General features: G+C 37.7%; 23 protein-coding genes. 3 read left to right on the top strand and 20 right to left on the bottom strand.

Annotated features, from left to right (window positions below; all coding sequences use genetic code 11):
* The 8 genes from A37Q_RS0104470 to A37Q_RS0104435 form a co-directional block, all read right to left on the bottom strand.
* Positions 1-221 (bottom strand): IS1/IS1595 family N-terminal zinc-binding domain-containing protein (locus A37Q_RS0104470; protein ID WP_018299078.1); only part of this gene is annotated, 221 nt, incomplete at its 3' end.
* A 15-nt stretch (positions 222-236) separates the two neighbouring features.
* Positions 237-635, bottom strand: a complete 399-nt coding sequence (locus tag A37Q_RS0104465; protein WP_018299077.1) for a hypothetical protein — start codon at positions 633-635, stop codon at positions 237-239.
* A 52-nt stretch (positions 636-687) separates the two neighbouring features.
* Positions 688-1281 (bottom strand): hypothetical protein, encoded by a 594-nt coding sequence (locus A37Q_RS0104460; protein WP_154648618.1) that lies wholly within the window; start codon positions 1279-1281, stop codon positions 688-690.
* Positions 1282-1301: 20 nt separating this feature from the next.
* Positions 1302-2519 carry a porin family protein gene (locus A37Q_RS0104455; RefSeq protein ID WP_018299075.1) on the bottom strand — a complete coding sequence of 406 codons (1218 nt, stop codon included), beginning with the start codon at positions 2517-2519 and terminating at the stop codon, positions 1302-1304.
* Positions 2520-2760: 241 nt separating this feature from the next.
* Positions 2761-4014, bottom strand: coding sequence for a hypothetical protein (locus tag A37Q_RS0104450; RefSeq protein WP_154648617.1), 1254 nt, complete (start codon positions 4012-4014; stop codon positions 2761-2763).
* A gap of 376 nt (positions 4015-4390) precedes the next feature.
* A complete protein-coding gene (locus tag A37Q_RS0104445; RefSeq protein ID WP_018299073.1) occupies positions 4391-5692 on the bottom strand; it encodes an ABC transporter ATP-binding protein in 1302 nt (433 codons plus the stop codon).
* A 10-nt stretch (positions 5693-5702) separates the two neighbouring features.
* Positions 5703-7418 carry an ABC transporter permease gene (locus A37Q_RS0104440; protein ID WP_420805982.1) on the bottom strand — a complete coding sequence of 572 codons (1716 nt, stop codon included), beginning with the start codon at positions 7416-7418 and terminating at the stop codon, positions 5703-5705.
* A 174-nt stretch (positions 7419-7592) separates the two neighbouring features.
* The gene (locus A37Q_RS0104435; protein ID WP_018299071.1) at positions 7593-8711 is read right to left on the bottom strand and encodes an SGNH/GDSL hydrolase family protein; all 1119 of its coding nucleotides are present in this window, start codon (positions 8709-8711) and stop codon (positions 7593-7595) included.
* Positions 8712-8920: 209 nt separating this feature from the next.
* Between A37Q_RS0104435 and A37Q_RS0104430 the strand changes: the two genes are divergently transcribed.
* The 3 genes from A37Q_RS0104430 to A37Q_RS0104420 are packed head-to-tail and all read left to right on the top strand — an operon-like array spanning position 8921 to position 12810.
* Positions 8921-10411 (top strand): class I adenylate-forming enzyme family protein, encoded by a 1491-nt coding sequence (locus tag A37Q_RS0104430; protein WP_018299070.1) that lies wholly within the window; start codon positions 8921-8923, stop codon positions 10409-10411.
* Entirely contained in the window at positions 10389-12239 is a 1851-nt protein-coding gene (pabB, locus tag A37Q_RS14625) for an aminodeoxychorismate synthase component I (protein WP_018299069.1), read from the top strand. Before A37Q_RS0104430 ends, pabB begins: the two co-directional genes overlap by 23 nt.
* Positions 12223-12810 carry an anthranilate synthase component II gene (locus A37Q_RS0104420; RefSeq protein WP_018299068.1) on the top strand — a complete coding sequence of 196 codons (588 nt, stop codon included), beginning with the start codon at positions 12223-12225 and terminating at the stop codon, positions 12808-12810. Before pabB ends, A37Q_RS0104420 begins: the two co-directional genes overlap by 17 nt.
* Here the strand turns inward: A37Q_RS0104420 and A37Q_RS0104415 are convergent.
* The 12 genes from A37Q_RS0104415 to A37Q_RS0104360 form a co-directional block, all read right to left on the bottom strand.
* Positions 12796-14118 carry an NCS2 family permease gene (locus A37Q_RS0104415; protein WP_018299067.1) on the bottom strand — a complete coding sequence of 441 codons (1323 nt, stop codon included), beginning with the start codon at positions 14116-14118 and terminating at the stop codon, positions 12796-12798. The two genes, A37Q_RS0104420 and A37Q_RS0104415, sit on opposite strands and share 15 nt — an antisense overlap.
* Positions 14119-14187: 69 nt before the next feature.
* Complete coding sequence (locus A37Q_RS0104410; RefSeq protein WP_018299066.1) at positions 14188-14502, bottom strand: VOC family protein; 315 nt, start codon at positions 14500-14502, stop codon at positions 14188-14190.
* A 298-nt stretch (positions 14503-14800) separates the two neighbouring features.
* The gene (locus A37Q_RS0104405; RefSeq protein ID WP_018299065.1) at positions 14801-15796 is read right to left on the bottom strand and encodes an FUSC family protein; all 996 of its coding nucleotides are present in this window, start codon (positions 15794-15796) and stop codon (positions 14801-14803) included.
* Positions 15789-16802: a hypothetical protein gene (locus tag A37Q_RS0104400; protein WP_018299064.1), complete on the bottom strand. Its 1014-nt coding sequence runs from the start codon at positions 16800-16802 to the stop codon at positions 15789-15791. Before A37Q_RS0104400 ends, A37Q_RS0104405 begins: the two co-directional genes overlap by 8 nt.
* Positions 16786-17778: an HlyD family secretion protein gene (locus A37Q_RS0104395; RefSeq protein ID WP_018299063.1), complete on the bottom strand. Its 993-nt coding sequence runs from the start codon at positions 17776-17778 to the stop codon at positions 16786-16788. The genes A37Q_RS0104400 and A37Q_RS0104395 overlap by 17 nt, the downstream gene beginning before the upstream one ends.
* Positions 17779-17843: 65 nt before the next feature.
* Positions 17844-18824, bottom strand: coding sequence for a DMT family transporter (locus tag A37Q_RS0104390; RefSeq protein ID WP_018299062.1), 981 nt, complete (start codon positions 18822-18824; stop codon positions 17844-17846).
* On the bottom strand, positions 18824-19867 hold the full coding sequence (gene ruvB / locus A37Q_RS0104385) for a Holliday junction branch migration DNA helicase RuvB (protein WP_018299061.1): 1044 nt from the start codon (positions 19865-19867) through the stop codon (positions 18824-18826). Before ruvB ends, A37Q_RS0104390 begins: the two co-directional genes overlap by 1 nt.
* 62 nt (positions 19868-19929) lie before the next feature.
* On the bottom strand, positions 19930-21096 hold the full coding sequence (locus tag A37Q_RS0104380; RefSeq protein WP_018299060.1) for a cation:proton antiporter: 1167 nt from the start codon (positions 21094-21096) through the stop codon (positions 19930-19932).
* Between the two features lie 9 nt (positions 21097-21105).
* Positions 21106-22275 (bottom strand): cation diffusion facilitator family transporter, encoded by a 1170-nt coding sequence (locus tag A37Q_RS14620; protein WP_018299059.1) that lies wholly within the window; start codon positions 22273-22275, stop codon positions 21106-21108.
* Positions 22276-22364: 89 nt separating this feature from the next.
* Positions 22365-23009, bottom strand: coding sequence for a PQ-loop repeat-containing protein (locus tag A37Q_RS0104370; protein ID WP_018299058.1), 645 nt, complete (start codon positions 23007-23009; stop codon positions 22365-22367).
* A 135-nt stretch (positions 23010-23144) separates the two neighbouring features.
* Entirely contained in the window at positions 23145-23900 is a 756-nt protein-coding gene (locus tag A37Q_RS0104365) for a hypothetical protein (RefSeq protein ID WP_018299057.1), read from the bottom strand.
* Positions 23897-24238, bottom strand: a complete 342-nt coding sequence (locus tag A37Q_RS0104360) for a YraN family protein (protein WP_018299056.1) — start codon at positions 24236-24238, stop codon at positions 23897-23899. The genes A37Q_RS0104365 and A37Q_RS0104360 overlap by 4 nt, the downstream gene beginning before the upstream one ends.

Raw genomic sequence — 24238 nt, 5'->3', positions numbered from 1 at the left:
GCCGTATCACGAATACCACTACCATTGTTGCACATATCAATAATCTTTTCTTTTGTCTCAGGAAGCCTGCCTTTTGCTTTATATTCAAGCTGAAAGTATTTGCCACAATCTTGGCATTTATACTTCTGAACTCCCTCAGGGTTTGACTTTATCCTATGCCTACCAGCCTTTACTGTATTATTGGATTTACATAGCCTGCAAGTAACGTCAATTTTTGCCATTTTTGATTGAGCATTTTACACGGAGTTAAGACAAAGTAAAACACTACCCAAAATCTGTCTTAAATCTCTTTGCCGCACCTCCATGCCAACCCTATCATCTCTTTTACCATTTAAAATATATTCATATAAATCCCTATTTTCATTTAATGACAGAAATCGTGCTAAGTGTCGAGCTGTATCAGACCCTGTAAACATCCCTGTGTTCTCACAAAGCTTGTGCAAGCAAGTTAAAAAATATCCTTTTCTAATTTTTTTATAACAGCCTCGGGATTCATCAATTTTTACATTTTCACTAAGCTCGCGAAGCAACTCTACCTTCACCTGTTTTGCATCAACCGCTCTGCTCATATATATGGCAGTTAATATCCTTCGCTGTAATACTGCCTCTTTTTTAATCTTACCCATCTCAGGCATTTAGAAACCATCCCCTTTTATTTTCAACATAACCGCAGGCAAATCCCACCTTCTAGCTTTCCTTATTTTTCTTATAGTACTGAGTAATACTCTGTATCTGCTCTTGCGAACAACCATGCGCGCATACTTCAGCTAATTTTGCATCCAATGTGGCTGACTGAGGCTCTTTCTTATTTTCATTTTGTTTTTCTGTGTCAGCAGTGTTGATTGAGCCTCCCGTTGCCGCATAGGTTTGATATAAAATCTTTACGCCATTTGGTAATTTTTCAGGCTGTGCTAGATAAGCAATATAATTTTTGTTTGCTTGCACCATTTCTATGGCATCTTCCGGTGTATTTGCCACTAAGATATTATTCGCGCCACTAGAGAATAATAGTTTGGATCGTGCTTGTGTTATCTGGATCACAGATTTTCCTAATACTTCTTGGTAGAAAGACTGGCTCACATCTGAATTAAGATTCAAATCGATTGGAGTTAGGCTTTCACCATCCACTTCCACTGGTGTTAAATTATATAACATTTGGACCTGCTCTTGTGATAACGCTCCCACGGGTAATCGCTCATTACCAATAATGACAATGGCATGTACTTGTTGAAAAAGCGCTATTGACACTATCAAGCACAAGCAATGAATAAACTGCCTCATACCCTGCTACCTGCTGCTCATTAAAATACAAGACTGGTTGAGAGCGTAAACATGCTCACATTCCCACTAGGTTTCGTTGCAAATAGACCATAGGAGTTATTCTCTGGCACAATATAACTATAAGCACTTTTGATCACCATATGTGTATTCACATAGTAGTTCAACCCCAAAGTAAATGAATGTTGATCCTGAATCACTTCATCTTGTGGCTTATTCAAATCAGAAGCATTCGTTGTTTTAATTTGAGCAAAACTGATATAAGGCAAAAACTTCTGAATATGATACCCGCCTGATAGATAATAACCTCGAAGCGCAGCAATAGGTGCATCAACAAATCGCTCTGCATACTCAGCAGACAGCCAAATATTATTTTGATCATAGTTTGCTCCCAAACTAACATACTGCCCACTGAAACTAAGCGATGTATTTGGCATAAATTCAGTTGAGACATCTCCTCTTAAATAGGATGCGTTAAATTTAAAAGCATTATTATATAGCTGCACATCCGCACCTAAAAAGTTCTTCCCTGAGAATGATGCATTGATGGAAGTTGGGGTTGTATTCAGCGGTGCAGTAGATCCTCCTCCTTGCGCAACAACATGATAATCCCAATCTGTATTGCCAAAAAGTGGCTCAACAGAAAAGGCCCAACCACTATCTGCAATGGTATGCGTATAAAGTAAATTTACCCCATTAATCGAATAGACAGGTAAGATCCGATACACCTCATTTGGTAGATAAGTATAAGGGAAATTATACCCAATACGAATTCCTTCTGAGTATAAAAAGCTTGGCAGCTGAAAACGCCCAGCACGAACAGACAAATTATCATTAAACTTGTATGATGCATAAAGCCAATTTACATTTGGTTGGTAAGCACTTTGCCCTGTTGAGCGGTCACCATCAGCCACCACCTGCGTTACAATGGAAATTTTTGGTGTAATCTCAGCTTTTAGCTGTATTCCAAGGAGTGTCGGTGTATAAAAATCAGCCGAGTTATTGATATTACCATAACCAACCATATTATAATCTGAAGCTGTACTTGTCGTACTCATTCCCGTGCTCATAAATCCATGAAAATCAAACTTGATATCCGATGGAGACCAATTTCCAAACAAGGGTTTTGAGGGATCTGTCGAAGCAGTATTTGTGCTGTCTGAAGGTAAATCAGATGCCATCACCAACTGAGCGCTTAATGTTGCAAAAACAGAATAGATAACAATTTTTTTAAGTTTCATTTTTCTACTATGGAGGTATGTTTATGTACCTCTCATATTGTTCCACTAGAAAAATATCGTCAATGAAAGTTATGCTAAAAATTAGCATAATTATTGTTTACATAACTATATTCTTAAAAGTACTGCTCTACTTTATTATATTGAGATCGAAAAAAATACAAGTGGTGCATATAGCATATTTATTGCAATATTTTAAATCTCTATCTGCATGGCAGAAGATATAGCAACCAAACCATGCAGCTTATCTCCACTTAGTCTTACTCCCAAACCTCTCTTTTGGAGGGCGAATTATTTCTTTCCAGCAGTCTAATTTATCTGCTGGATAAGAAACATAGGCATCAATAACCCCTGATATTTGGCCACTCGAGTAATTTCTTCGAAACAGACTGCAATTTTTTTTCTTCAAATAGCTAGTATATTCTGGGCTCTCTTCAGTAATAATTCTTCTTAGCCGGTAATCATAATTCTTTGTTATTATTTTTTTTAAAGTATCATCATCCAAAATAAATGGCACCTTTCTGTTTATTGAAGACGGGGAAGGCATACTGGGCATTTCGCTTCTGGAAAGGTGACGATAAAGATCTATGTATTTGACCTCCTCACCTTTTGATTCATCAATAAAATAAGATAAAACACTTCCTCTCACACCACACTGTTCAAGTGTTATTTTTAAACACTCTTGTTGAGAAGGAACCTCTATCCTTTCTGTTGAATATTGTGCTTTATAATTTGCAACATGCCACCAACCTACCGGCAAAATAAAGCAGCGAATTTCAGGAAAACACAAATGAAAATCTAAAAGATTAAAGGGAGTAAGAACATTATATGCAATAATCCTTACCAAATATGGGTCAATCCGAGGGCCTGTTTTATCTATCGGACATATGTTACTCATCATAAACTTCTCTACCGTAGAAGATATGGGCTTAAATTCACCACTTTTCTCCAATTCTTTCAATCTAACTAATGCTTTTTGTCCAGTATCATAAAACTGATGTCTTATATTTCTAAAAGCACGTCTAGCATGCCAACCACTGTCAATTGACATCTGTGTGTCCACTTCTACTGGGTGCATGCTAACTCCCATATTAAATAAGTAATTCAATGTATTCATGGTGTTCCTGCTAAACCCTGACCCATCCAAATCTTTATATGGATTATATCTCACCGAATAGGAATCTATCAGAGAAGAAACTTTGCCAGGTAAATCTCCACTGTCAGATGTGATACTTCTATTCCAATAGCTTGACACTTTTTCTCCTTGGTGCTGTGAACGAAAGTAATCACCAGTTGTTTTTCCCTCTATATTAACTGAACTATTTTCCATTAAATTCATCAGGGTTTTAGGCTCCCATTGATGTTCATGCACTAAACAATCAATAACCCCTCTAAGAACCGAAGATCCTAATGCTTTTCCAGGCTCATGTTCATGCCCTATTATTAGAAATACTGGCGCAGCGTGTGTGTTATATTCGCTAACAACTTGATTTGCCATAGTACGACATATATTATGAAATGGAGTGTTCATTGAATTCCTTATCTTTAATTAATATTCACAGGATTGCATACCAACATGGATGAAGTATATTTCCGTGATAGAAACTTCATTAACAGCGTAAGAGAACAGCAATATTTCTAAAGAGTTAATTACTTGAACATTAATATAATAATATTCCAATCATAGCATAACTCTTGTTGACTCCTTTCATTACCACATGCTGTGCTTCTCAGTCAAAATACCAACATCGTATACTTCCTTTTTGCAATCCCTTTGCAACAAGTAGAGCTACATTGTAACTAAACCCCTTTACATGTCAAATACTATGCAACAATCTAGAACAAACACATCTCATTTGACTCTTTATTTTAAGCTAGGTATTCGTCTCATCAAGGCTTAATATTCCCGTATTGGCATCATATTCAACGATTTCGGCATAACGCGCCCATTCAATAAATGTGCTAAACACTCTTTGCGCTTCATCATCACTTAAATAATCTTCCAGCTCAGAGAGAAAGCGAGACTCTGGCGCCTTATTATTTGGTCGCTCTTTAAGCACCTTGACAATATGCCTTGCAAGTGGAATATGTTGCATTAGAAGCTGAGAGAAAAGAATTTTTCTCTCTTCAATATCTGAAGAAATAAAACGCTTACCCAGCATCGTCATGGTAATGTCCCCTTCTGATACTTTCGCTAAATTTAAAACTGAAAGTGTTTCAATAATCGGAAATAAATCATCAATATCCAACCTGACATGATCAGCCAGATCTGGCAGGTCAATAGAGCCTTTTGACTGTAAATCATCCATCTCAGTTAAAAGCCCTGTTAACTCAGATACCTCGGCATCAGGCAGTCTATAACCAATATTAAGTGCTTTTCGCTTATTCATACGTTCACTTAACTCACGAGTCTCAGCGGTTGTCATTAAACGATAGACTTCATCGATTAAATCTGTAATTGCAATATCCTGCGAATTTCTGGGATGCGCTAAATCGACTTTTAATTCACCTCGAATAAAACCAGGATTACTGCCAAATATAATGATTCTATCGGCAGTTAACACGGCCTCTTCAATGTTATGTGTGACATACAAGATGCCTTTCATCGCTTCATTTTTTTCCCAAAGCTCTAATAAATCCTCACGCAAGTTCTCTGCGGTCAAGACATCAAGCGCAGAAAATGGCTCGTCCATTAATAATAAATCAGGCTCTAAAACAAGGGCTCGTGCAAAACCAACACGCTGGCGCATCCCACCTGAGAGCTCTTTGGGATAGGCATTTTCAAAGCCATCAAGACCAATCATATCAATAGCTTTAAGTGCACGTGCTTTTCGCTCACTTGCCGAAACATCTCTTGCTTCAAGTCCAAGTTCAACATTTTGAAGCACACTCAACCAAGGCATCAACGCAAAGCTTTGAAACACCATAGAGATATCTGGCACAGGCCCAGAAACGTTTTTGTCGCGATAGAGCACCTTGCCGCTTGTTGGCGCGGTCAGTCCTGCAATAATACGTAAAAGCGTTGACTTTCCTGAGCCTGACTTACCTAAAAGTGCAACAATCTCACCCTCTTTCATGCGAAAGTCTACTTTTTCTAATACGACAAGATCTTGCTTATCAGCCTTTGGAAAGGCCTTTGAAACCTGTTCTACATCAAGAATAACATTTTGATCCATTATTACCGCCTTACATGTTCATACTAAAGCGCTTCTCTGCATAATTATATAACCTGCGCCAGAATAATTTGTTGGTTAACACAACCAAAATACACATTACAACCACACCAAGGGCAATGTTTGCCGTGTGATCTCCCGGTGTATTATATTGCTCGGATATATAGGCACCTATGCCTGTTGCTGTTAAAACAGAGTCCTTTCCCCAGTTCACATATTCACTGACAATGCTTGCATTCCAAGCACCACCTGCTGCTGTAATTGCCCCTGTTACATAAAAAGGCATCACTGCGGGAAAAAGGAATTTCGTCCATTTCACAAACCCTTTAAGCTGCATATTTCTTGCTGCCATTTTAAGCTCATATGGAATGGCTGATGCACCAGCAATCACATTAAAAAGAATATACCACTGCGTCCCAAGCGCCATTAAGACAATACACCAAATATTAAAATTCAAATTAAATACAATCACTAAAGTGCCAAATAACCCATAAAGTACATTAACGGGAAACGCTGCAAAAATCTGTGCATAAGGCTGCACTTTCTCAGCGACCTTAGGCCGAAGTCCAATCCAAATGCCAATTGGCACCCAGATAATAGAAGCAATAATAATAAGTGCAAATACCCGAAGCCCTGTTGCGAGCCCATAACCAAATACTTTAATCGTTTCTGCAAACGTAATAGGATCTTCTTTATTATTGTAAATAAACTGCCATGCTAAATAGACAAACACCAAAAGACTGATAAATACGCACACTTGCCAAAGCGCACTTTGCACTCTAGATGGCAGCTTTTGCTCTTTTAAATGATCTATTTGATTATAGCTTTTACTCAGATCTTTTTTAAACCAACGAATATTCACGATTTTATTCGCTTGCAATGCAGTGAAATGTCCAAAGGCCTTTAGAACCGTAGAGCGCTGTAGAAGGCGTAAAAACCAAGAGCTTGAACCACTTTCTTGCATCTCTGAAACCACAAATTTTTCAGACCAAGCTACAATGGGGCGAAATACCAACTGATCATACAAAACAATCACAATTAGCATCACCAAAATAGCCGCGCCAACAGCAGTGAAGTTTTTCTCATCATTTGCTTGATCAATAAAAGAACCAATCCCTGGCAAATTAATTGCAGAGGACGTTGTTTTAGTGAAATTAACAACAATTGTCTCAGAGGCAACCACCATAAACCAGCTTGCTGACATTGACATCATAGTATTCCATATCAGCCCCGGCATTGAAAATGGCACTTCCAACTTCCAAAAACGCTGCCACCCTGATAGTTGATACATATCAGAGGCTTCTCTTAGCTCTTTTGGAATGGTTTTTAAAGACTGATAAAAGCTTAACACCATATTCCATGCTTGCGCTGTAAATATTCCAAAGATAACAGCAAGCTGCGCTCCCCAAAGAGAATATGGGAAAATAGCAAGGAATCCCGTAACTGTAATTGCCAAAAAGCCAAGGATTGGAATTGATTGTAAAATATCAATAATTGGAATAATTACACTCTCAGCACGCTTACTTTTGGCCGCCCATGCGCCAACAACAAAGCTAAATATGAAAGAGCAAAAAAGTGCAATAAACATGCGAACAGTGGTATCAGCCGCATATGTCGGCAAATCCCAAAGACTCATTGAGAGCTTTTCGAATTGACTTACTGAGTGAATATCACGGTAGTCAACACTGCCGCCCAAGTTTGAGCATACCCAAGCCACAATAAACAGCATCGATAAGACAAAAAACAACGAAAAAAGGTCCCAACGACTGGGCAATAAGCGCGTAGCAGGAATGTTGTAAAAACTTTTTTTCATGCTTATCCTATCTGTCTTATTTTAATTTACGGCAGATTCTACTATATCCCTTATTTAAATGATACCACGCTAAATAAGAATTCTACCCCTTTAAGACATATACTCATACAACCGTTTAGCAAGATAATGGTGAATGTTCGTTGTCGGGTGCATAATATTGTAGAATAAAAACCCTGAACAAACTGGTAATGCGTCTGACTCTGCACACGTTTTCCCGACTTCTTTATTGAGCTTTAGACGCGCTTGCAATTGATGCTTATTATAATAAACATCTAAAAATAATTGATCTAATGGGAAGACATGACTTGGTTTGAACTGACCAAATGTATGCAAGACTAGGTTTGCTTTCAATGTCAGGTTAAATATATCTGATATCCATGATACTACATGAAGTGCACCATTAAACATTAAAGGACTTTGAATGCCTTTTGCTAACAGCCCTCTAACTGCTGGCACCATGGAAAAATTAGGCAAATTTAACACATAAATATGATGAGCTGGCACCCCTTGATCAATTAGCAGCTGGACGGCTTGCACAATGTTATCAATTGGATGAGAGATCGCTTGACCATTTTGTGTCATCATTCTAACAATATTCTGATAAAAATCATTTCCTCCCGCCCAGATGATAAAAAGCGATTGTGGATTTGGTTTGTAATTGACATTTTCCAAGTACATGTGCACCTGTTTTAATACGCCTGGCACACAGTTATAGCTACCATAATCATGCACTCCCTTAGTACATAAACTATCAGCCACAGTTGCGGAGGTAGTATCAGTAATAAAATTATTCCCTGTCTCTGCGGAAGCAACAGCAAATGAGACATTATGATGATAGGCAAGGTTATTTTTTAATTCACGAATGGTATAAATTCGTTTTTCTGTTCTCAGCGGCATCAAATTAACAAAATAATTAAACCATGTTTTGCGCTTATGATCTAACTTAGAAATTTCACTGGTGATTGGAGCGCCTTTAGGTGAAAGAATACCCGCTGGCTGAACCCAATAATTGTTACCATGAGGGTCATCACTTTGATAATCTGCACTATCACTTAAGCTATCGCCAAAAACAATAACATTTGTATATAACTCAGGACCACGCTGTGTAATTTCATGATGATGCGCCCTATCCTGCCACCAAATAATACCAACTATAACCGCAATGCTAACAACTAGCACGGCAATGAAAAAACAGAGTAATTTTTTCACTTAACTCCTTTCCTTTTTAATTTTTCCTTTCTACTGCAAAAGAAGTATACCACTCAATCAATATAGGGTACATATTAACTCGCCCTCAAGAAGATAATTGGTCTTTACTCTAGCTAACAAAACTATTAAATCTTTTAAAATGTCGTATAATCTAGCTTAATTATCAGCATGCTTAAATCGCAAGTGGGGAGATCAATGGTAGGTTATTTGTGTTAAATGAGAAAATTAATGATATTGATGCGCTTTTTTGTCATTTAAATACTTATGGCGATAATCGCCACCTTATTTTTCAGAACAAGCAATATACTTTCAAACAGCTATTGCAATACAGTGAATGTATTTGCCAATGGATTGAAAAAAACGCCTTTCAGCATATTATGTTCTCTTTGAAGAACTCCCCTCTTAACATTGCGCTATACTTAGGTGCTTGGAAAGCCGGAGTTCATTTAACACCCATTAATCCACGCCTGATTGATCATGAGCTCATTGAGATTTTAAAAAGATCTCCTCCTTGTGCGCTAGTGCTTGAGCACAGTCAACAGAGTGAAAAACTAGATCAGCTTTGCCACTTGCTTGATACCCAATTTTTTAGCATTACAGACCCTTTAGAGTTCTTAAATACACTCCCTTATAGTAAAAGCACTTCAAAGCTTGCCATAAAAGCGCCTGAAAGTGTAATCACTTATCATATTAGCTCTGGAACAGGTGGTATTTATAAACTGCATGGCCACGCCTTAACGCAAATTTTTGATTATATGTATAAACGCCAATTTGACCTTGGGCTCACTGCTCAAGATACTTTATTGATCTCACTTTCGATCAATCATGCATATGCCTTTTCTTATCAACTGTTACCCGCACTTGCCTTAGGTCTTAACATGGTGATTTTGCCTGAATTTTCACTTAAAGAAGTAATTGATAACATTCAAGCGCATCACATTAGCGCCTTGGCACTTTTGCCAACCATGTATTATTTTTTATTCAATGAAATAGAGCGCCTTTCCATTGATAATACACTCAATCTTAGCTCACTTCGATTTTTAAGTGTTGCAGGCGATCAGACACATCAAAGTTTAATGATAAAATCCAAGCAACTTCTAGGGCTTTCGCTATCAAATGGCATTGGAATGACTGAATTATATGGCTACTCACAAAATACAACCTTACCCAGTGCTTATAATGCTGTGAAAGTATTTGATGATGTCAACGTTAAAATAGAACCAATTAAAAATCATACAGAAACTGAGCAAAGTCACAAAAAGACCGGAGAAGTCTGGATACAATCGCCTATGCAACCGGTAAATGATAAAAGGCAGTGGCTTCCAACTGGAGATTTTGGTTTTATTGACAGTGACCATAATTTGTATTTTTTAGGTCGTATCAAAGATATTATCATTAAAGGCGGTTCAAATATTGCACCTATTGAAATTGAACATTACCTCTACCAAATGCCCGAGATTCGTGAAGTTTATGTTCTTGGCAAAAAAGACAAGATCTGGGGAGAGATTGTCTGTGCATGTATTTCAGCGACAAAACATATCTCAAAAGAGGAGCTTAACCAGCATTTAAGTCAATTTATTAGTGCGTATAAAATGATTGATGAAATTGTCCTTTTTGATACACTGCCTAAAAATGTTACGGGGAAAATCGATCGATATCGATTAAGAGAACACATACATGGAAACCTTATCCTTGGCTGAATTTGCCCTTTTAGAAAACACATTAGATCACACCCAAGGGTGTTTTTATTTCTCTAAGCCTAAGGCTGAGATCATCGCTCATGATGGCAGCACTTTAGCACATGCATTGAAAACCATCGCGCTTTATCAGGCTCAAGGCTGTTATCTTGTTGGTTATATTAGCTATGAGGCATCTTATTATCTAAAGCCTGGGCTTTCTCATTTACAGTCACAAAATGACCCAAAGCCACTATTACACTTCACTGCATTTGAGCAGCTTTCAAATACAATTCCTGAGGCGCTTTCTAGTGAAACTTATGATCTTAGCTCCCCTGCTATTTCGCTCTTAAAAGACCCGCTTAGTTTTGAAGCGTATCAAGAAAAATATCAAAGCATAACACATGCACTGACAAGAGGGGACAGTTATCAAATCAATTTTACCAAACGTATTGAAATTGAATCTGCCATTAACTCATGGCAGTTGTATCAAACATTAAAGAAAAACCAACCAGTTGCCTATAGTGCTTATCTACCCTTTAAACCCAAAACAGTTTTATCATTCTCTCCAGAGCTTTTTTTTCATAAAAACGGCAATAAAATAATGGTCAAACCCATGAAAGGCACATCACCAAGGTCAGATAATGAAAAAAAAGACCTTGAAAGCCGTCTTTTTTTACAAAATGACAATAAAAACCGTGCTGAAAATTTAATTATTGTTGATTTACTTCGCAATGATTTGGCAAGCTTCTGCGATGTTGGCTCAATAAATGTTGAACGCGCATTTGACATTGAGTCTTATCAAAGCGTCTATCAGATGACCTCAACTGTTTCAGCACGCTGTGATATTAGTACTTCATTTTCACAGATTCTATCTCATTTATTTCCTTGTGGCTCGATTACTGGCGCACCTAAAAGGCGCACGATGGAGATTATACATGATTTAGAAACACCCAGAGGTATATACACCGGCAGCATTGGCTATATTATGCCAAACAATGATATGTGTTTTAATGTTGCAATACGCACGATTGAATACCCACACACCCATAATAACCATGCTCAAATTGGCGTTGGCGGTGGCATTACCATCAAATCGAATTTGCACGATGAGTATCAGGAAATGAATATGAAGCTTCGCTTTATTCAATCTGCCTATAGGAGTGATTTTGATCTGATTGAAACACTCTATTTTAGTCAACAGAGTAAATTTCGCTCCCTTGAGAGACACCTATCTCGCTTAGAGAGATCTGCGCAGTTATTTTGTTTTCAATTTGATAAAAACCGCCTTAGAGCACAGTTGATAGAATATGCTCAAACACTAGATAATACAGCCAGCTATAAGATTCGCCTTCAGCTTCAAAATAATGCTGATGCCACTATTACCCATCAAAGATTAATAGCAGATTCGTTACAATTTGTTAAAACGAAGCTTTGCCCAGAGAAAATTCAAAGTGATAATATATTGTGGCAACATAAGACAACACATCCCTCCACCCGCGGATTCTATCAGAAGATGCATGATAAATACACCTCAAATGATGAGAATATGGAGCTTCTATATGTAAATGAGCAAGGGCATATTAGCGAGGCACGCTTTTATAATATCATTGCGGTTATTGATGGGGTCAGTCTGACCCCTCCTATCACAGATGGTCTACTACCCGGCATTTTGAGAGAAAAGCTTATTGAAAGTGGTGAGATTATTGAAAAAAGCATCACAGCAAAGATGCTAGAACATGCTCAAAGCCTTTATTTGATTAACGATGTACGTGGCAAAATACCTGTAAGCTTCTTATCTGACACTGATGATACAAGTAAACAAGGGGCTCAACATGATTTTATATCTTGATCACTATGACTCTTTTGCCAGCATCTTAACCGACTATATCAAACAAACAGGTCACAAGGTGCACATCTCTCGAACGGATGAACCTATTAATAGCGAACAACTTAATACTTACTCACATATCATTATCGGACCTGGCCCTGGGCACCCAAGAGAGCTGAGCCACTTATATCCCATTATCAAAAAAGCCATCACAGAGTCGATCCCCCTGTTAGGTGTTTGCCTTGGGCATCAACTGATTGCTGAGTATTTTGGTGCTGAGGTTTCCAACGCTTCAAGCATCATGCATGGACAAATCTCAAAGATTATACAAAATGAATGCTCTAAACTTTATCAATCCATTCCCAAGGAACTTAAGGTTACGCGTTATCATTCACTGATTGTTAATGCTAATAGCATGCCAGATACACTTTTGGTAACCGCATTAACCCAGCAAGGAGAGATTATGAGCTTTGAGCATAGAGCGCATCCTATCTATGGTGTACAGTATCACCCTGAAGCGTATTTAAGTGAGCATGGACTAGCTATTTTAAGGAACTTTATTCACCTTCCTCAGATATCAAATCACCTTTAAACTGCTTAACATAATCACAAAACAACAAGCTGTAATACCAACGTTCATCATATTCAATGACTGCCTTGAGCGGAATATTGCGATCACAAACCAGCTTAACATCCCCCAGACAATCCCCTCTGATATCGATAAGGTCAAAGGCATAAGGATAATGGTCATAAATGCAGGAAAAGCCTCAAGTGAATCATTCCAATCGATATATTTAACTGAGCTCATCATAAAGCTTCCGACAATAACAAGCGCTGGTGCAACGACAAACATCGGCACCATCATCACCAAAGGCGAGAGAAATAAAAAGGGTAAAAATAAAACGCCCACAATAACCGCTGTAAGACCTGTTCTTCCACCTGCTGCTATTCCCGTTGCCGACTCCACATAAACAGATGCCGGCGAACTACCAAACAACCCAGAAACAGAGGCTGATACCGAGTCAACAACCAAAGACTCTTTAATACGAATAGGATTGCCATTTTTATCAAGCCAATTACTCGCTTGAGCGAGCCCAATAAGTGTACCTGTGCTATCAAATATATTAATAAACAAAAAGGTAAAAACAGCAGGAATGATCGCAATTTGAAAACTACCAGCCCAGTCGATAGCAAAAAACAATGAAAAGTCTGGCCATCTTGTCAAATGCGCTGGAATACTTAATAACTCTGCACCCCCATACCATCTACCAAATGGCAGTGAAATCAAACAGCCAATAATAATCATAATTAAAATAGCCGCTTTCACTCTAAGGGCAAATAAAGCCGCTAATAAAAATAGGCAAACCAAAAAAATCATTACCTCAGGGCTAATTGGACTTATCTCCAGTAAACCTGAGGGCGATTGCTCAATAAACCCTGCATTATAAAAGCCAACCAAGGCAATAAAAATACCAATCCCCGCACCAATTCCATGCTTTACACCATTTGGAATTCCTGCCAAAATTTTGCTTCTTATATTAAACACCGCCAAAAGTACGAAAATCACCCCTGAGTAAAACACAGCGCCTAAAGCTGTTTCCCAAGGAATCCCCCAAGCTTTGACAATCGTATAGGTAAAAAACACATTCATTCCCATTGCAGGGGCAATAGCATAAGGATTTTTTGCATAAATCCCCATGGCTATTGATGAAAAAGCGGTAATAACAACTGTTGTAGTTACTAACGCTGAACCACTCATTCCTGTTTGTGACAGGATTTTTGCATTCACTACGACAATATACAACATCGCCAAGAAGGTTGTTATGCCTGCGATAATTTCAGTGCGAATATTCGCCTGATGCTGATGAAACAAAAAATAACCTTTTAATCTATTAAGCATTTTTCCCCCATTGGTTGTGCTTAGCAATTCTTATAAAATAAACTAACTATTCATGCTAAAGCTGTTACTTTATCTCTCTTCAACCCTTTGATTTTCTTCTTGCAAGATTTCCACGATGTTCCCAGATGGATCTTTGACATAGGTAGATAATGTGCCGTCTCGATGCTTTTTAAGTCGGCCATAGTGTGTTGCTTGTGATTTCTCAAAAGCAATATGCGCCGGATGCTGAGAGGCAAGCACAAAAGCAAGCTTAATATTATCAAACTCAAGCATGGCCCAACTGCTATCTTGATACACTACTTTTGCATTGAAGTTGTCCAAATACCACTTAAGTGTTTCCTCCAAGTTATTCACCTGAATAGCAACATGATCCAATTTGTCCATTTAACACCCTTACTCATCTATCTTACGCAAATGCCCCTAATACCCACTATACCACCCGCAAACCATTTTACTCTATTTCTGCCATTGAATTTCTTGTTCTTTTGAGTCATCAGATATTGCTAATAGTCCAAGCTATTACCTGCAACCCAATGACTCAAAACCATCAAAAACTTCTTCAACATTAAACACCGCAAAATGATTCGCGAGTGGTATATTAGTACTTTGCAATTTTCTCATTTTAATTGCAGTTAACTAGCAGAATATCATTCTTACTAGCATACGGTGACATAGTATACATCTAGCACATTTTTTTGTACAACAGATATCCTTTTAAAAACTGTTTTGTATCATCTAGGATACGATTAAAATTAAGTGCAATACGGTAGTTGTACTGATCAGAAAATTCACTATCAAAATAATGACTCTGGATACTCTCAAGCGAAATATTAGATGTTTCAACATCCGATGCCTCAGACAATAATCTGCCGATCTCTGCTATCTTATTTTGATGCGCATGATAGAAGTGTTGTGCTTTTTGAGGGTAATGTGTACTTAAGTATTGAATGCTCGCAAAATGCGTGCGCATTTTAAAAATAGGCGCAAGACAGATATCAAGCTGCCTTTGCTTTTCTTCTGGTAGTTTTGTTTTATTCACTTCCACCTGCAGCTTCAACTGCGTCAGAATGTTATTAAAATTCATTGCCTCTTCAAATGAAATCTCATCATATTTTTTGGCTTTAAATGCAGATTCCATTAGTTGATAGTGCCTTGCATAAGAAGAAAATATGCCCTCTAAAGAGCTACCTATCGTCAAAGCAATCATTCGCCTAGGCTTAAAGAGAACCTCAGCTATAAAACAAATAATACAAGCAATCAAGGTGTCAATGATTCGCGCCAGCATAAAAGATTCTGCTGACATTCCTGCTGTAGGCAAAAATGCAAAAATGACCATTACGCCCATCGTGATAAACACTGTCGCATAATAGTAGTTAATCAACGAGAAATACATTGCCAATAATACAATAACGGGAATCAGCATCATAAAAAGCTCATCTAAACGCAATAAGCTCACAAGTAATAAGCCAAGAAAAAGTCCAATCACTGTGCCTTTAAAGCGAAGAGATATACGATTACTGACTGCACCTGGTTCAAATGGTAAATATATAATCATCAGGCTCATTGGAATCCAATACCCTCGTTCAATGTCGAACAAAAGCCAAATAAAAATTGCAAAGACAAGTACAAGACTAATTCGCACGGAGCGATATAAGGTCAGTTTATCTATCTCAGACATATTTCTTCCTAAGTTGAATCACCTGAGAGTACAGATCAGCCAACTGCATAAAATAACTATATAAGTGTTTTCTTGCCGCTTCATTTAACTCGCACTCTTCTAAAATAGGAGATCTATCACCCTTGTTAACAACATTATGACTCAATAGCGATCCGATTAGCTCAGCGTATACTTCTGCTTCTTTCTGCGAGATTCCCTCATTATTTTTAAGATACGTTAGCGTCATAATAATATTATGGCAAAGATCTAAATACTTAAAAATCAATGCACATTCTTGCTCATTCAATTTTTTCTTTGCCAGCACAAGTTCCTGCTGACGCAAGAAATAAATATGCCTAAAGACCACATAAATCTCCTGACGATAGCTTGCCTTTTCTATTTGCAAAAGTGCTCTACGAATAGCACAAAGTAGCTCAATGCAAGCAATGATACATTTGGCTTTATTTCTTCTTGGTAAGAGCAAACTCAAGGCAATGGCAACAGAATAACAAATCACCAAGCCAATACTATAATCTTGATAAAGAACCCAACTATTAATTGGGATACCTAAAGTATGATCATACATAATGTGAATAAAAATTGGCGAGAAGACAACACCAAGTGATAGATGAAGCCTTCTATTATTATCACGAAGACTTAAAAGATAACTGAGTAGCGTATAAGCAAAAATCCAACTTAGCAAAATCCATCTAGAACCCATTGTAAAAAATACACCATTAAAGCTAATCCAAATCCAAAAGCTAATCACTGTAGCTGTAATACACTTTTGTGGGCGTGTTTGATTCTGAGGGAAATCACTCATAAAAATCAGCATTAATGCAACAATGATGAGAATAAGAAAATTTGGCCACTGGAAAAAAATATCCAAAACCACAAGGGTTATCAGTCCAATTAAACAACTAATTGCATTATATGCAATGTCTAAATACGGATCTTGCGCTAAGGTGTAATGATAATCTGGCGCGAGTGTTCGCTCTTTTCTATGCCCTTTAATCCAAGCTAACATAGGCACTAGCACCCATATGAAGTGGATAATGAGGGTCAATATTGTTAATACGAATTAATACAGGAAACCTTTGTGGTAATAATAACCACTGGTTTTCTGAGGGCACGCTTTGCAAATTATTATTTGGATTTGTCTCATTTCGCCCAACCGCCCAATTGGTTGAGACAACAACGCCATGATATACCTTTTCACCTAAATACATCCTTAGGCGAATAGTTGCCTTTTGACCAACATGTACGCCAGATAAATTTGTCTCTTTAAAATTTGCCTGCACCCACCAAGTACTTGTATCAACAAACGCAAATAGTGGCTCATATGCCTTGACAGGAGAGCCCGGGGATAAAAACAAATTATTCACCACACCATTACTTGCGGCATACACTTTGGTTGCATGTAAATTGTGTTTTGCTACTTTCACCGCGGCGCTGGCCTCATCCAACTGAAATTCACTTCGTGCTTTGGCAATATTTGCGGCGGTGAGCTGCTCTTTTGCATTATCCAATGCATTTTGTGCTTTATAATACTGATTTCTACTTTCATGATAGACAAGCTTGGCTGAGAGATTTTGCTCATAAAGTGTCTTGTCGCCCTCATAGCGCTCTTTTGCTAACGCTAATGATTTCTCACTGGTATTAACATCATTAATTAAAATAGCGATCTTTTGCTTTGTTTCACTTAACTGCGCTTTTGCTGCATTTAATGCTGCCTGCGCCTCTTCATAACGATATTGATAAAGATTTGATCTCAGTGAAAATAAAAGCGCTCCTTTTTTCACAAACTCGCCATTTCTCACATTTACCTGATCAATAATCCCCGGAACCTCTGCTGCCACTGATCTTGTGTTAGCAACAACATATGCATTATCTGTGATTTTGGCAAAATAGACATAGAAATAGATAAGATATCCTATAATCAGGATAATAATAATCGTTATGACAACTTTACTTTTTTTGATTAGATTCCAAAGTGCAGGCATAGACCCAGTTAAAACTTATGTATATTTAATAACTATTGTAGTTGGCATAGTAAAAATATACTATCTTAGATAAGCACTTTTTTGGGGCGTACTGTTCCTGAAGTTGCACAGTAAATCCCAATAATTAACACACAGCCCCATAAAATAAACGACAAGTGTAATTGGGAAATTTGGAAAAGAACACTAAATATTCCAGCCCAAAAAATAAAGCTTGCATTAAAGGTTGTTCCAAGGCTTGCGCCAATTTGTTTAATTGCATGGTAATAAGCAAGATAGGAGGTTGCAGCAGATAACACACAAGCCACAATCAAAAGAGGATGGAATATACTGTCCCAAACGGTCAGTAGAATAGGTAAATAGAAAATTGCAATAACAATTAAGATCAGCAAATAAGAAACAGCAGAGCAAAACTGACGTACGGCTAAAAGCCATGAAGTATCACATGAAGATCTGTGAGAGACATAGGAGAATAAAACTGACTCCATGCCCCAACCAAGCATCGCACATCCTGCGAATATTAGCCCAATGGTAATATTTTCAATACCTGATTTCTCACCTGCAATCGAGATAAAAATGACGGCAGTCACAGATAAAACCACACCGATTAGTTTTAGCTTTGTTGGTCTTTCACGTAAAAACAAGGTTGCCAAAATAAGTGCCACAACAGGGTAACAAGAAGTAACGACTCCCGCATAGACAGGGCCAGCGTAGGCAATCCCCACCACACCTGCAACCATTCCCAAAGGTCCCGCACAAATAGCGGCAATAGCAAGTAGAATATAAATCTTCTTAGGCGCTTGCCAGTTTTTTGCAAATGTGTTTTTTGCTCGATGATAGGATAAAATACCTGCACAAGAAAAGCTATCTTGCATAAAAGACAAACTCAAAGCAAACACGATGACAAAGAGACTCTGAGAACTTATCAGCACCTTCTGGCTATAGATATTTGTGAAAACATCATTCAGCCCCCACAACATACCAGATAAAACGCCAATAATAATCCCAAGCTTCACTGGCATTTTTTTATACACTTTTTCCATCATCATTAATATTTAAACTTTGTTTGATTAGCTTCAATATCAAGCTTCTCAGGCATAGTGATATCAAAGTGTCGATAAGCGTGTACTGTGGCAATTCTACCGCGAGAAGTTCTCATGATATAACCTTGTTGAATCAAATATGGCTCAATCACATCTTCAATTGTTCCTTTCTCTTCACTAATTGCCGCAGCGATCGTATCAAGACCAACAGGACCGCCTGAAAACTTGTCAATTAAAGTCAATAAATAACGCCGATCCATATGATCAAACCCAACAGGATCAACATTAATCAATGACAATGCTTTATCCGCTATTTTATGATCAATATCCCCTTTTGCTTTAACCTCTGCATAATCTCTTACACGTCTTAACAGGCGATTAGCAATCCTTGGTGTTCCCCTTGCTCTTTTTGCAATTTCTTTTGCACCACTTTCCTCAAGTTTAACATTCATCAATTTGGCCGAGCGCATAAGAATCTTCGATAAATCTTCCAACGAGTAAAACTCGAGCCTTTGCACAATACCAAATCGATCTCTCAAAGGTGAAGTTAATAAGCCTGCGCGTGTTGTGGCACCAACTAGTGTAAATGGCGGCAGATCTATTTTAATCGATCTTGCAGCAGGTCCCTCACCAATCATAATATCAAGCTGATAATCCTCCATTGCAGGATAGAGCACCTCCTCAACAACAGGACTTAAACGGTGAATTTCATCGATAAAAAGAACATCATTTTCTTCTAAATTGGTTAATAATGCTGCTAAATCGCCTGCCTTTTCCAATACAGGCCCCGAGGTTTGCTTCAATGAAACTTCCATCTCATTGGCAATAATATATGACAGCGTTGTTTTACCCAATCCAGGGGGGCCAAAAATAAGCACATGATCAAGTGCTTCTTGTCTTTTTTTTGCCGCTTGAATAAAAATTTCCATCTGCTCACGCACAGTTGGCTGGCCTTCGTAATCTTTAAGGCTCTTAGGACGAATCGCCCGATCAATTTGATTATCTTCTGGATGTTTATCGCCTGAAATAATTCGATCTGTTTCAATCATTCGCTAAAACTTTAGTATTTCTCACACCGATAAGCCTAGCATGTTTTTCATTTAAATACGACCTAATCTCTTCGTAATCTATCTGAAACTGCAATTGGGCTCGGATAGCTAAACATCACGATATAAGAGGAGACAATAAAGGTTAAAATGCTCACTGCTTCGACAATGATTTCACTTTGTGTTGTCGCTATGCCTGCACTTGCAGCTAAGGTGATCAGTAACAGAGAAAACTCACTGCCTTGCCCCAAACGAACACCGATTTCAAATGCTTCATTTCGTGGCTCTTTTACCATCCACAATGTAACAAAATGTAAAAGTGGTTTTAACAATAAGGTTACTAAAGTAAGCACAATAACAACGCCCCATACTTCAGGCAACCCTGCCAAATTAAACCCTGCTCCCACGGAGAAGAAAAATAATATTAAGAAAAAATCTCGAAGTGGCTTTAAGTTTTCATAGATATATTTTGCAATAGGCGAGCTTGCGATTGTCACGCCAGCAATAAATGCACCAATCTCAGTTGACAGCCCAAATAATACCGCAAGTTGTGCCATACCAAGACACCAGCCAATGGAAAGCAGAAAAATATACTCTTTAAAGCGATTAAAACGCCTAAAGAGTTTAAAGAGAAAATACCTTTGAGCAAGATACCCAAGTCCTGCCAAAACAGGCAGTGCAATAACCAATTTAATCAGGGAGAAAAAATGAATATTATCAGCTTGTGATGACCAAAGGCTAATTAATGTTAACATTAAAATCGCCACCAAATCTTGAATCAACAAAATAGCGATAACCAGCTCACCAATCCTTTTATGATGAAGTGCGGTTGTTGGCAGCATTTTCAAACAGATAATCGTGCTTGAGAAGATAAGCGCAGCACCAATAATAAAGCCCTGTGCGCCGATGCCAAATAGATGACAAATAAATACTGTTGCAATAATAAATATCACACTACTGGTTATCGACACAAATAATGCTTTTCTCAGCATTTGTATCATGCTTTTTATTTCTAAGTTCAACCCTAACAAAAAGAGCAAAAACATGATCCCAATATCAGAGATTTCATGCACCGTTTCAACATTGCTGATAAGGCCAAGGCAGTGCGGACCCACAATCAAACCCAGCGCAATATAAGCCACAATAATCGCTTGACGCGTATAAAGTGCTAAGGTTGCAAAAACAGAAGCCCCAAAAAATACTAAAAAGAAAACAAATAACAACCCATGCATTGAGTGATCCTACTTAACTAAATTATCTGCATTCAAAAACACAAAAGCATCTGTTTGCTTCACCCCCGTTAACATAAAGCCATGAGCAAATGCTTTTTGTACTTTAATTGCTTTTTCTTCATTCTCTAGCATGAAGTATAGCTCAATCTTGCTGGCACCATAATAAATAATCAGCTCTCTATCAAAAATAATACAAGGGGTATGTGGCTCAGCACTATCACCATATTTAGATAAATGATCGTTCAGCGCTTTAATAATAACATCTCGTGCGGGAGGCATTTTTTTAGGGCTTACAAATTGCTCTGGATGCTCACTGACATCAACATGAACCGTGACATCTTTAAGGTCATCAACACGCTCAGCTAACATGCCTCGAACATGCTCAGCAATATAATGCCCTTCTGATGCACTGACATGCTCATCAACCAAGATATGGACATCAAGGACAATTTGACCCGCCATTTTTCGTGTGCGCAAACAGTGATATTTTTTCACGCCGTTCACATTCGAAATAATTCTTTCTATTTGCTTTAATGTTTCTCTATCAACGCCTGTATCAATTAATTCAGATAATGATTTCCAAGCCCATTTCACGCCCATTTTTGCAATCATATACGCCACAATAATCGCTGCAACCGCATCCATCCAAACCACACCCAGCATCGTACCAATCAGTCCAATTAGCACAACAACTGATGAGTACATATCCGAGCGGCTATGCCAAGCATTGGCACGAAGAAGATCTGAATTTATTTTATTTGCGCTTCTCATGGTATAACGAAAGAGTCCCTCATTCGCTAAAATAGAGATGATTGCCGCATAGATAGTGAGCGTATCTGGGATAAGAAGCTCACCAAAATACCAGTTTTCAATGGCGTGATATGCAATAAGCACAGCCACAACCATTAAGATCACAGATAAGATCACAGTGGCGAGCGTTTCAATGCGCTCATGCCCATAAGGGTGATCAAAATCAGCACCTTTATTTGCATGTTTCGCTGCAAAAAGTACCATCACATCACTTACAAGGTCAGATAATGAATGAATGCCATCGGCAAAAAGCGCTGATGATTGACCAATCAGGCCAATAATTATTTTAATCAGCGCTAAAAATGTATTTACAAACATGCCAACGATGGTGACACGCTTTGATTCCTCATAACGATCTATTTCTGTCATTTTGCCCACAATGCTTTTGAAAATCCTACTTCATGTTAGAGGATAATACGCAATCAGAATAACTTGTACATAAAAAACGATCATATCTATCAGTTTGATGATGAATCAATAATCATTCTCACGCGTTGATAATAAATATACTGCCCGATTAGAACACATAAAAATAGGATAATTAAAATCGGACTGATGATGCTTGGAAGTGGCCAACCCAAAGTTAACGCTGAAATTTCATCACACACAAGAGCCGTTAGATTTAATAAAATAAACCAAAGACTAAAACCCTCTGCACTTTTACTTTGAAAGTTCTTAATAATTTGCGGTAGCCAATAAACTGAATAGCAAATCATGCTGATAAAGCCAATATTCTCCAATATTGATTCAGAGAGTCTAAATGCATTTTGAGTTGAAATAATCACACCCAATAGAATCATCACAACGATAAAAAGATGAAAATGATAGCTTATTTTTTTACTGTCACGATAGATTTGCCATTGTTGTATAATTAAACATGCCAACGTTAAAATCGTTACTGCTCTATACTGCCACTGAAGCCCATAGCCAAAGCCATAAATCAAATCAAGCACATTTGCCAACACCATTAAAGCTTGTGTGCTCATGCTGATATCCGCTGTTTTATGCTTGAGTTGATTATGTAACAACTGAGGAAGAAAATATAAACAATAAATTAAAAACGAAATATTAATGGTTATCATCCCAATACTGCTAGCTGCCACCTAAATTTCCACACTCTCATACAATTGATGGCGCTAGTATAGAGCCATTTGATAAAGATTCATAGTCATAGCTTATGGTGAGAATAGGCTTACTAAGACTTAAAGCCCATTCAAGCCCATGTTTAAGAGGGGCTGCTATGAAGAATTTGACCGGTTATACTCTAAAACTATATTTCTCATCCTATATTCTGTGATATGTAAAGCCGCTCTCTTATAGGCATTCATATCTACCCCTGAACTCATCACCTGCTGATCAGGTTTAATATGATTTATTGCAACGCAAGCAAATAGGATAGAGCTAAACACTACCACGAAAGAAAAAAAGTTCCAAACAATTCCACCTTTATCGATAGATGCTGGTAACTTTAGAGACAAATTTATGACAAGCAAAACAGCAATCACAAATGATACTCCATAAAATATAATAATATTTGCTTGCATTCCATCATTTGTACCTATACTTTGCAACCCTGCTGATAAGACAGTTATGCTTAACAGAACAACCATAATATATGCCATAAAAGCAGTTCTAATAGCTAATAAAGCAATATATAGCACATTATCCTTAGTTGTTTTAAGCCTAAGACTTAAAAGAATTATTACTGTCAACACAACAGTGTGTATCAATGTTGATGATATCACTCCTATGAATATGGTATTCACATGGTATATAGAGAAAAATGAAATATGCAGCACATCCGTTACCGGTGCAAATGCTGAGAACAGCACTGAACCTATTGCCAACTCCCCTGCGTAGAAGCTTATATATGCAACAATTATTATAAATAGTATTGTTCTAATAATAGCTTCAGATAACTTACTTCCTCCATAGGTTAAACTAAAGCTCCTAGAAAATAGTGAAATAAACTCTCTTATATAATTAATACTCACTGAAAGGCTCCTTTCACCCATTCGATCTGATTCGCTGTAATTGCCACCACATCAAATCGACACGCTAAAGACTGATATTGTTTATGTTTTTGCAAAAAGCTTGCTGCTGTTTTTTTAAGTTTTTGCTGTTTTTGATAACCAACCATTTCAAGTGCGCTGCCAAATAGATCCGAAGCGCGATATTTCACCTCAACAAATATCAAGGTATTTTCCATTAAACCAATGAGATCGATCTCTCCAAGTGGTGTCGAAAAATTTTGAAAAAGAACCCTAAAGCCTTTTTGCGCTAAATACTCAAGGGCTTTCTTTTCAGCTTCATTGCCGATTGATTTACTCAT

It is taken from the genome of Fangia hongkongensis FSC776 = DSM 21703, assembly GCF_000379445.1.
Classification (GTDB): Bacteria; Pseudomonadota; Gammaproteobacteria; order Francisellales; family Francisellaceae; genus Fangia; species Fangia hongkongensis.
The sequence above is the reverse complement of the archived record's forward strand: the minus strand, read 5'-3'. Positions and strand labels throughout refer to the sequence as shown.

Coding starts and splice junctions, on each gene's coding strand:
- A37Q_RS0104410 (WP_018299066.1), bottom strand. CDS start 14,502: ATGGACAAATTGGATCATGTTGCTATTCAGGTGAATAACTTGGAGGAA.
- A37Q_RS0104445 (WP_018299073.1), bottom strand. CDS start 5,692: ATGGATCAAAATGTTATTCTTGATGTAGAACAGGTTTCAAAGGCCTTT.
- A37Q_RS0104415 (WP_018299067.1), bottom strand. CDS start 14,118: ATGCTTAATAGATTAAAAGGTTATTTTTTGTTTCATCAGCATCAGGCG.
- A37Q_RS0104390 (WP_018299062.1), bottom strand. CDS start 18,824: ATGATGATGGAAAAAGTGTATAAAAAAATGCCAGTGAAGCTTGGGATT.
- A37Q_RS0104405 (WP_018299065.1), bottom strand. CDS start 15,796: ATGTCTGAGATAGATAAACTGACCTTATATCGCTCCGTGCGAATTAGT.
- A37Q_RS0104460 (WP_154648618.1), bottom strand. CDS start 1,281: ATGAGGCAGTTTATTCATTGCTTGTGCTTGATAGTGTCAATAGCGCTT.
- pabB (WP_018299069.1), top strand. CDS start 10,389: ATGGAAACCTTATCCTTGGCTGAATTTGCCCTTTTAGAAAACACATTA.
- A37Q_RS14620 (WP_018299059.1), bottom strand. CDS start 22,275: ATGACAGAAATAGATCGTTATGAGGAATCAAAGCGTGTCACCATCGTT.
- A37Q_RS0104450 (WP_154648617.1), bottom strand. CDS start 4,014: ATGGCAAATCAAGTTGTTAGCGAATATAACACACACGCTGCGCCAGTA.
- A37Q_RS0104395 (WP_018299063.1), bottom strand. CDS start 17,778: ATGCCTGCACTTTGGAATCTAATCAAAAAAAGTAAAGTTGTCATAACG.
- A37Q_RS0104420 (WP_018299068.1), top strand. CDS start 12,223: ATGATTTTATATCTTGATCACTATGACTCTTTTGCCAGCATCTTAACC.
- A37Q_RS0104360 (WP_018299056.1), bottom strand. CDS start 24,238: ATGAGTAAATCAATCGGCAATGAAGCTGAAAAGAAAGCCCTTGAGTAT.
- ruvB (WP_018299061.1), bottom strand. CDS start 19,867: ATGATTGAAACAGATCGAATTATTTCAGGCGATAAACATCCAGAAGAT.
- A37Q_RS0104400 (WP_018299064.1), bottom strand. CDS start 16,802: ATGTTAGCTTGGATTAAAGGGCATAGAAAAGAGCGAACACTCGCGCCA.
- A37Q_RS0104465 (WP_018299077.1), bottom strand. CDS start 635: ATGCCTGAGATGGGTAAGATTAAAAAAGAGGCAGTATTACAGCGAAGG.
- A37Q_RS0104380 (WP_018299060.1), bottom strand. CDS start 21,096: ATGCATGGGTTGTTATTTGTTTTCTTTTTAGTATTTTTTGGGGCTTCT.
- A37Q_RS0104440 (WP_420805982.1), bottom strand. CDS start 7,418: ATGCTGTTTATTGTGGCTTGGGTATGCTCAAACTTGGGCGGCAGTGTT.
- A37Q_RS0104455 (WP_018299075.1), bottom strand. CDS start 2,519: ATGAAACTTAAAAAAATTGTTATCTATTCTGTTTTTGCAACATTAAGC.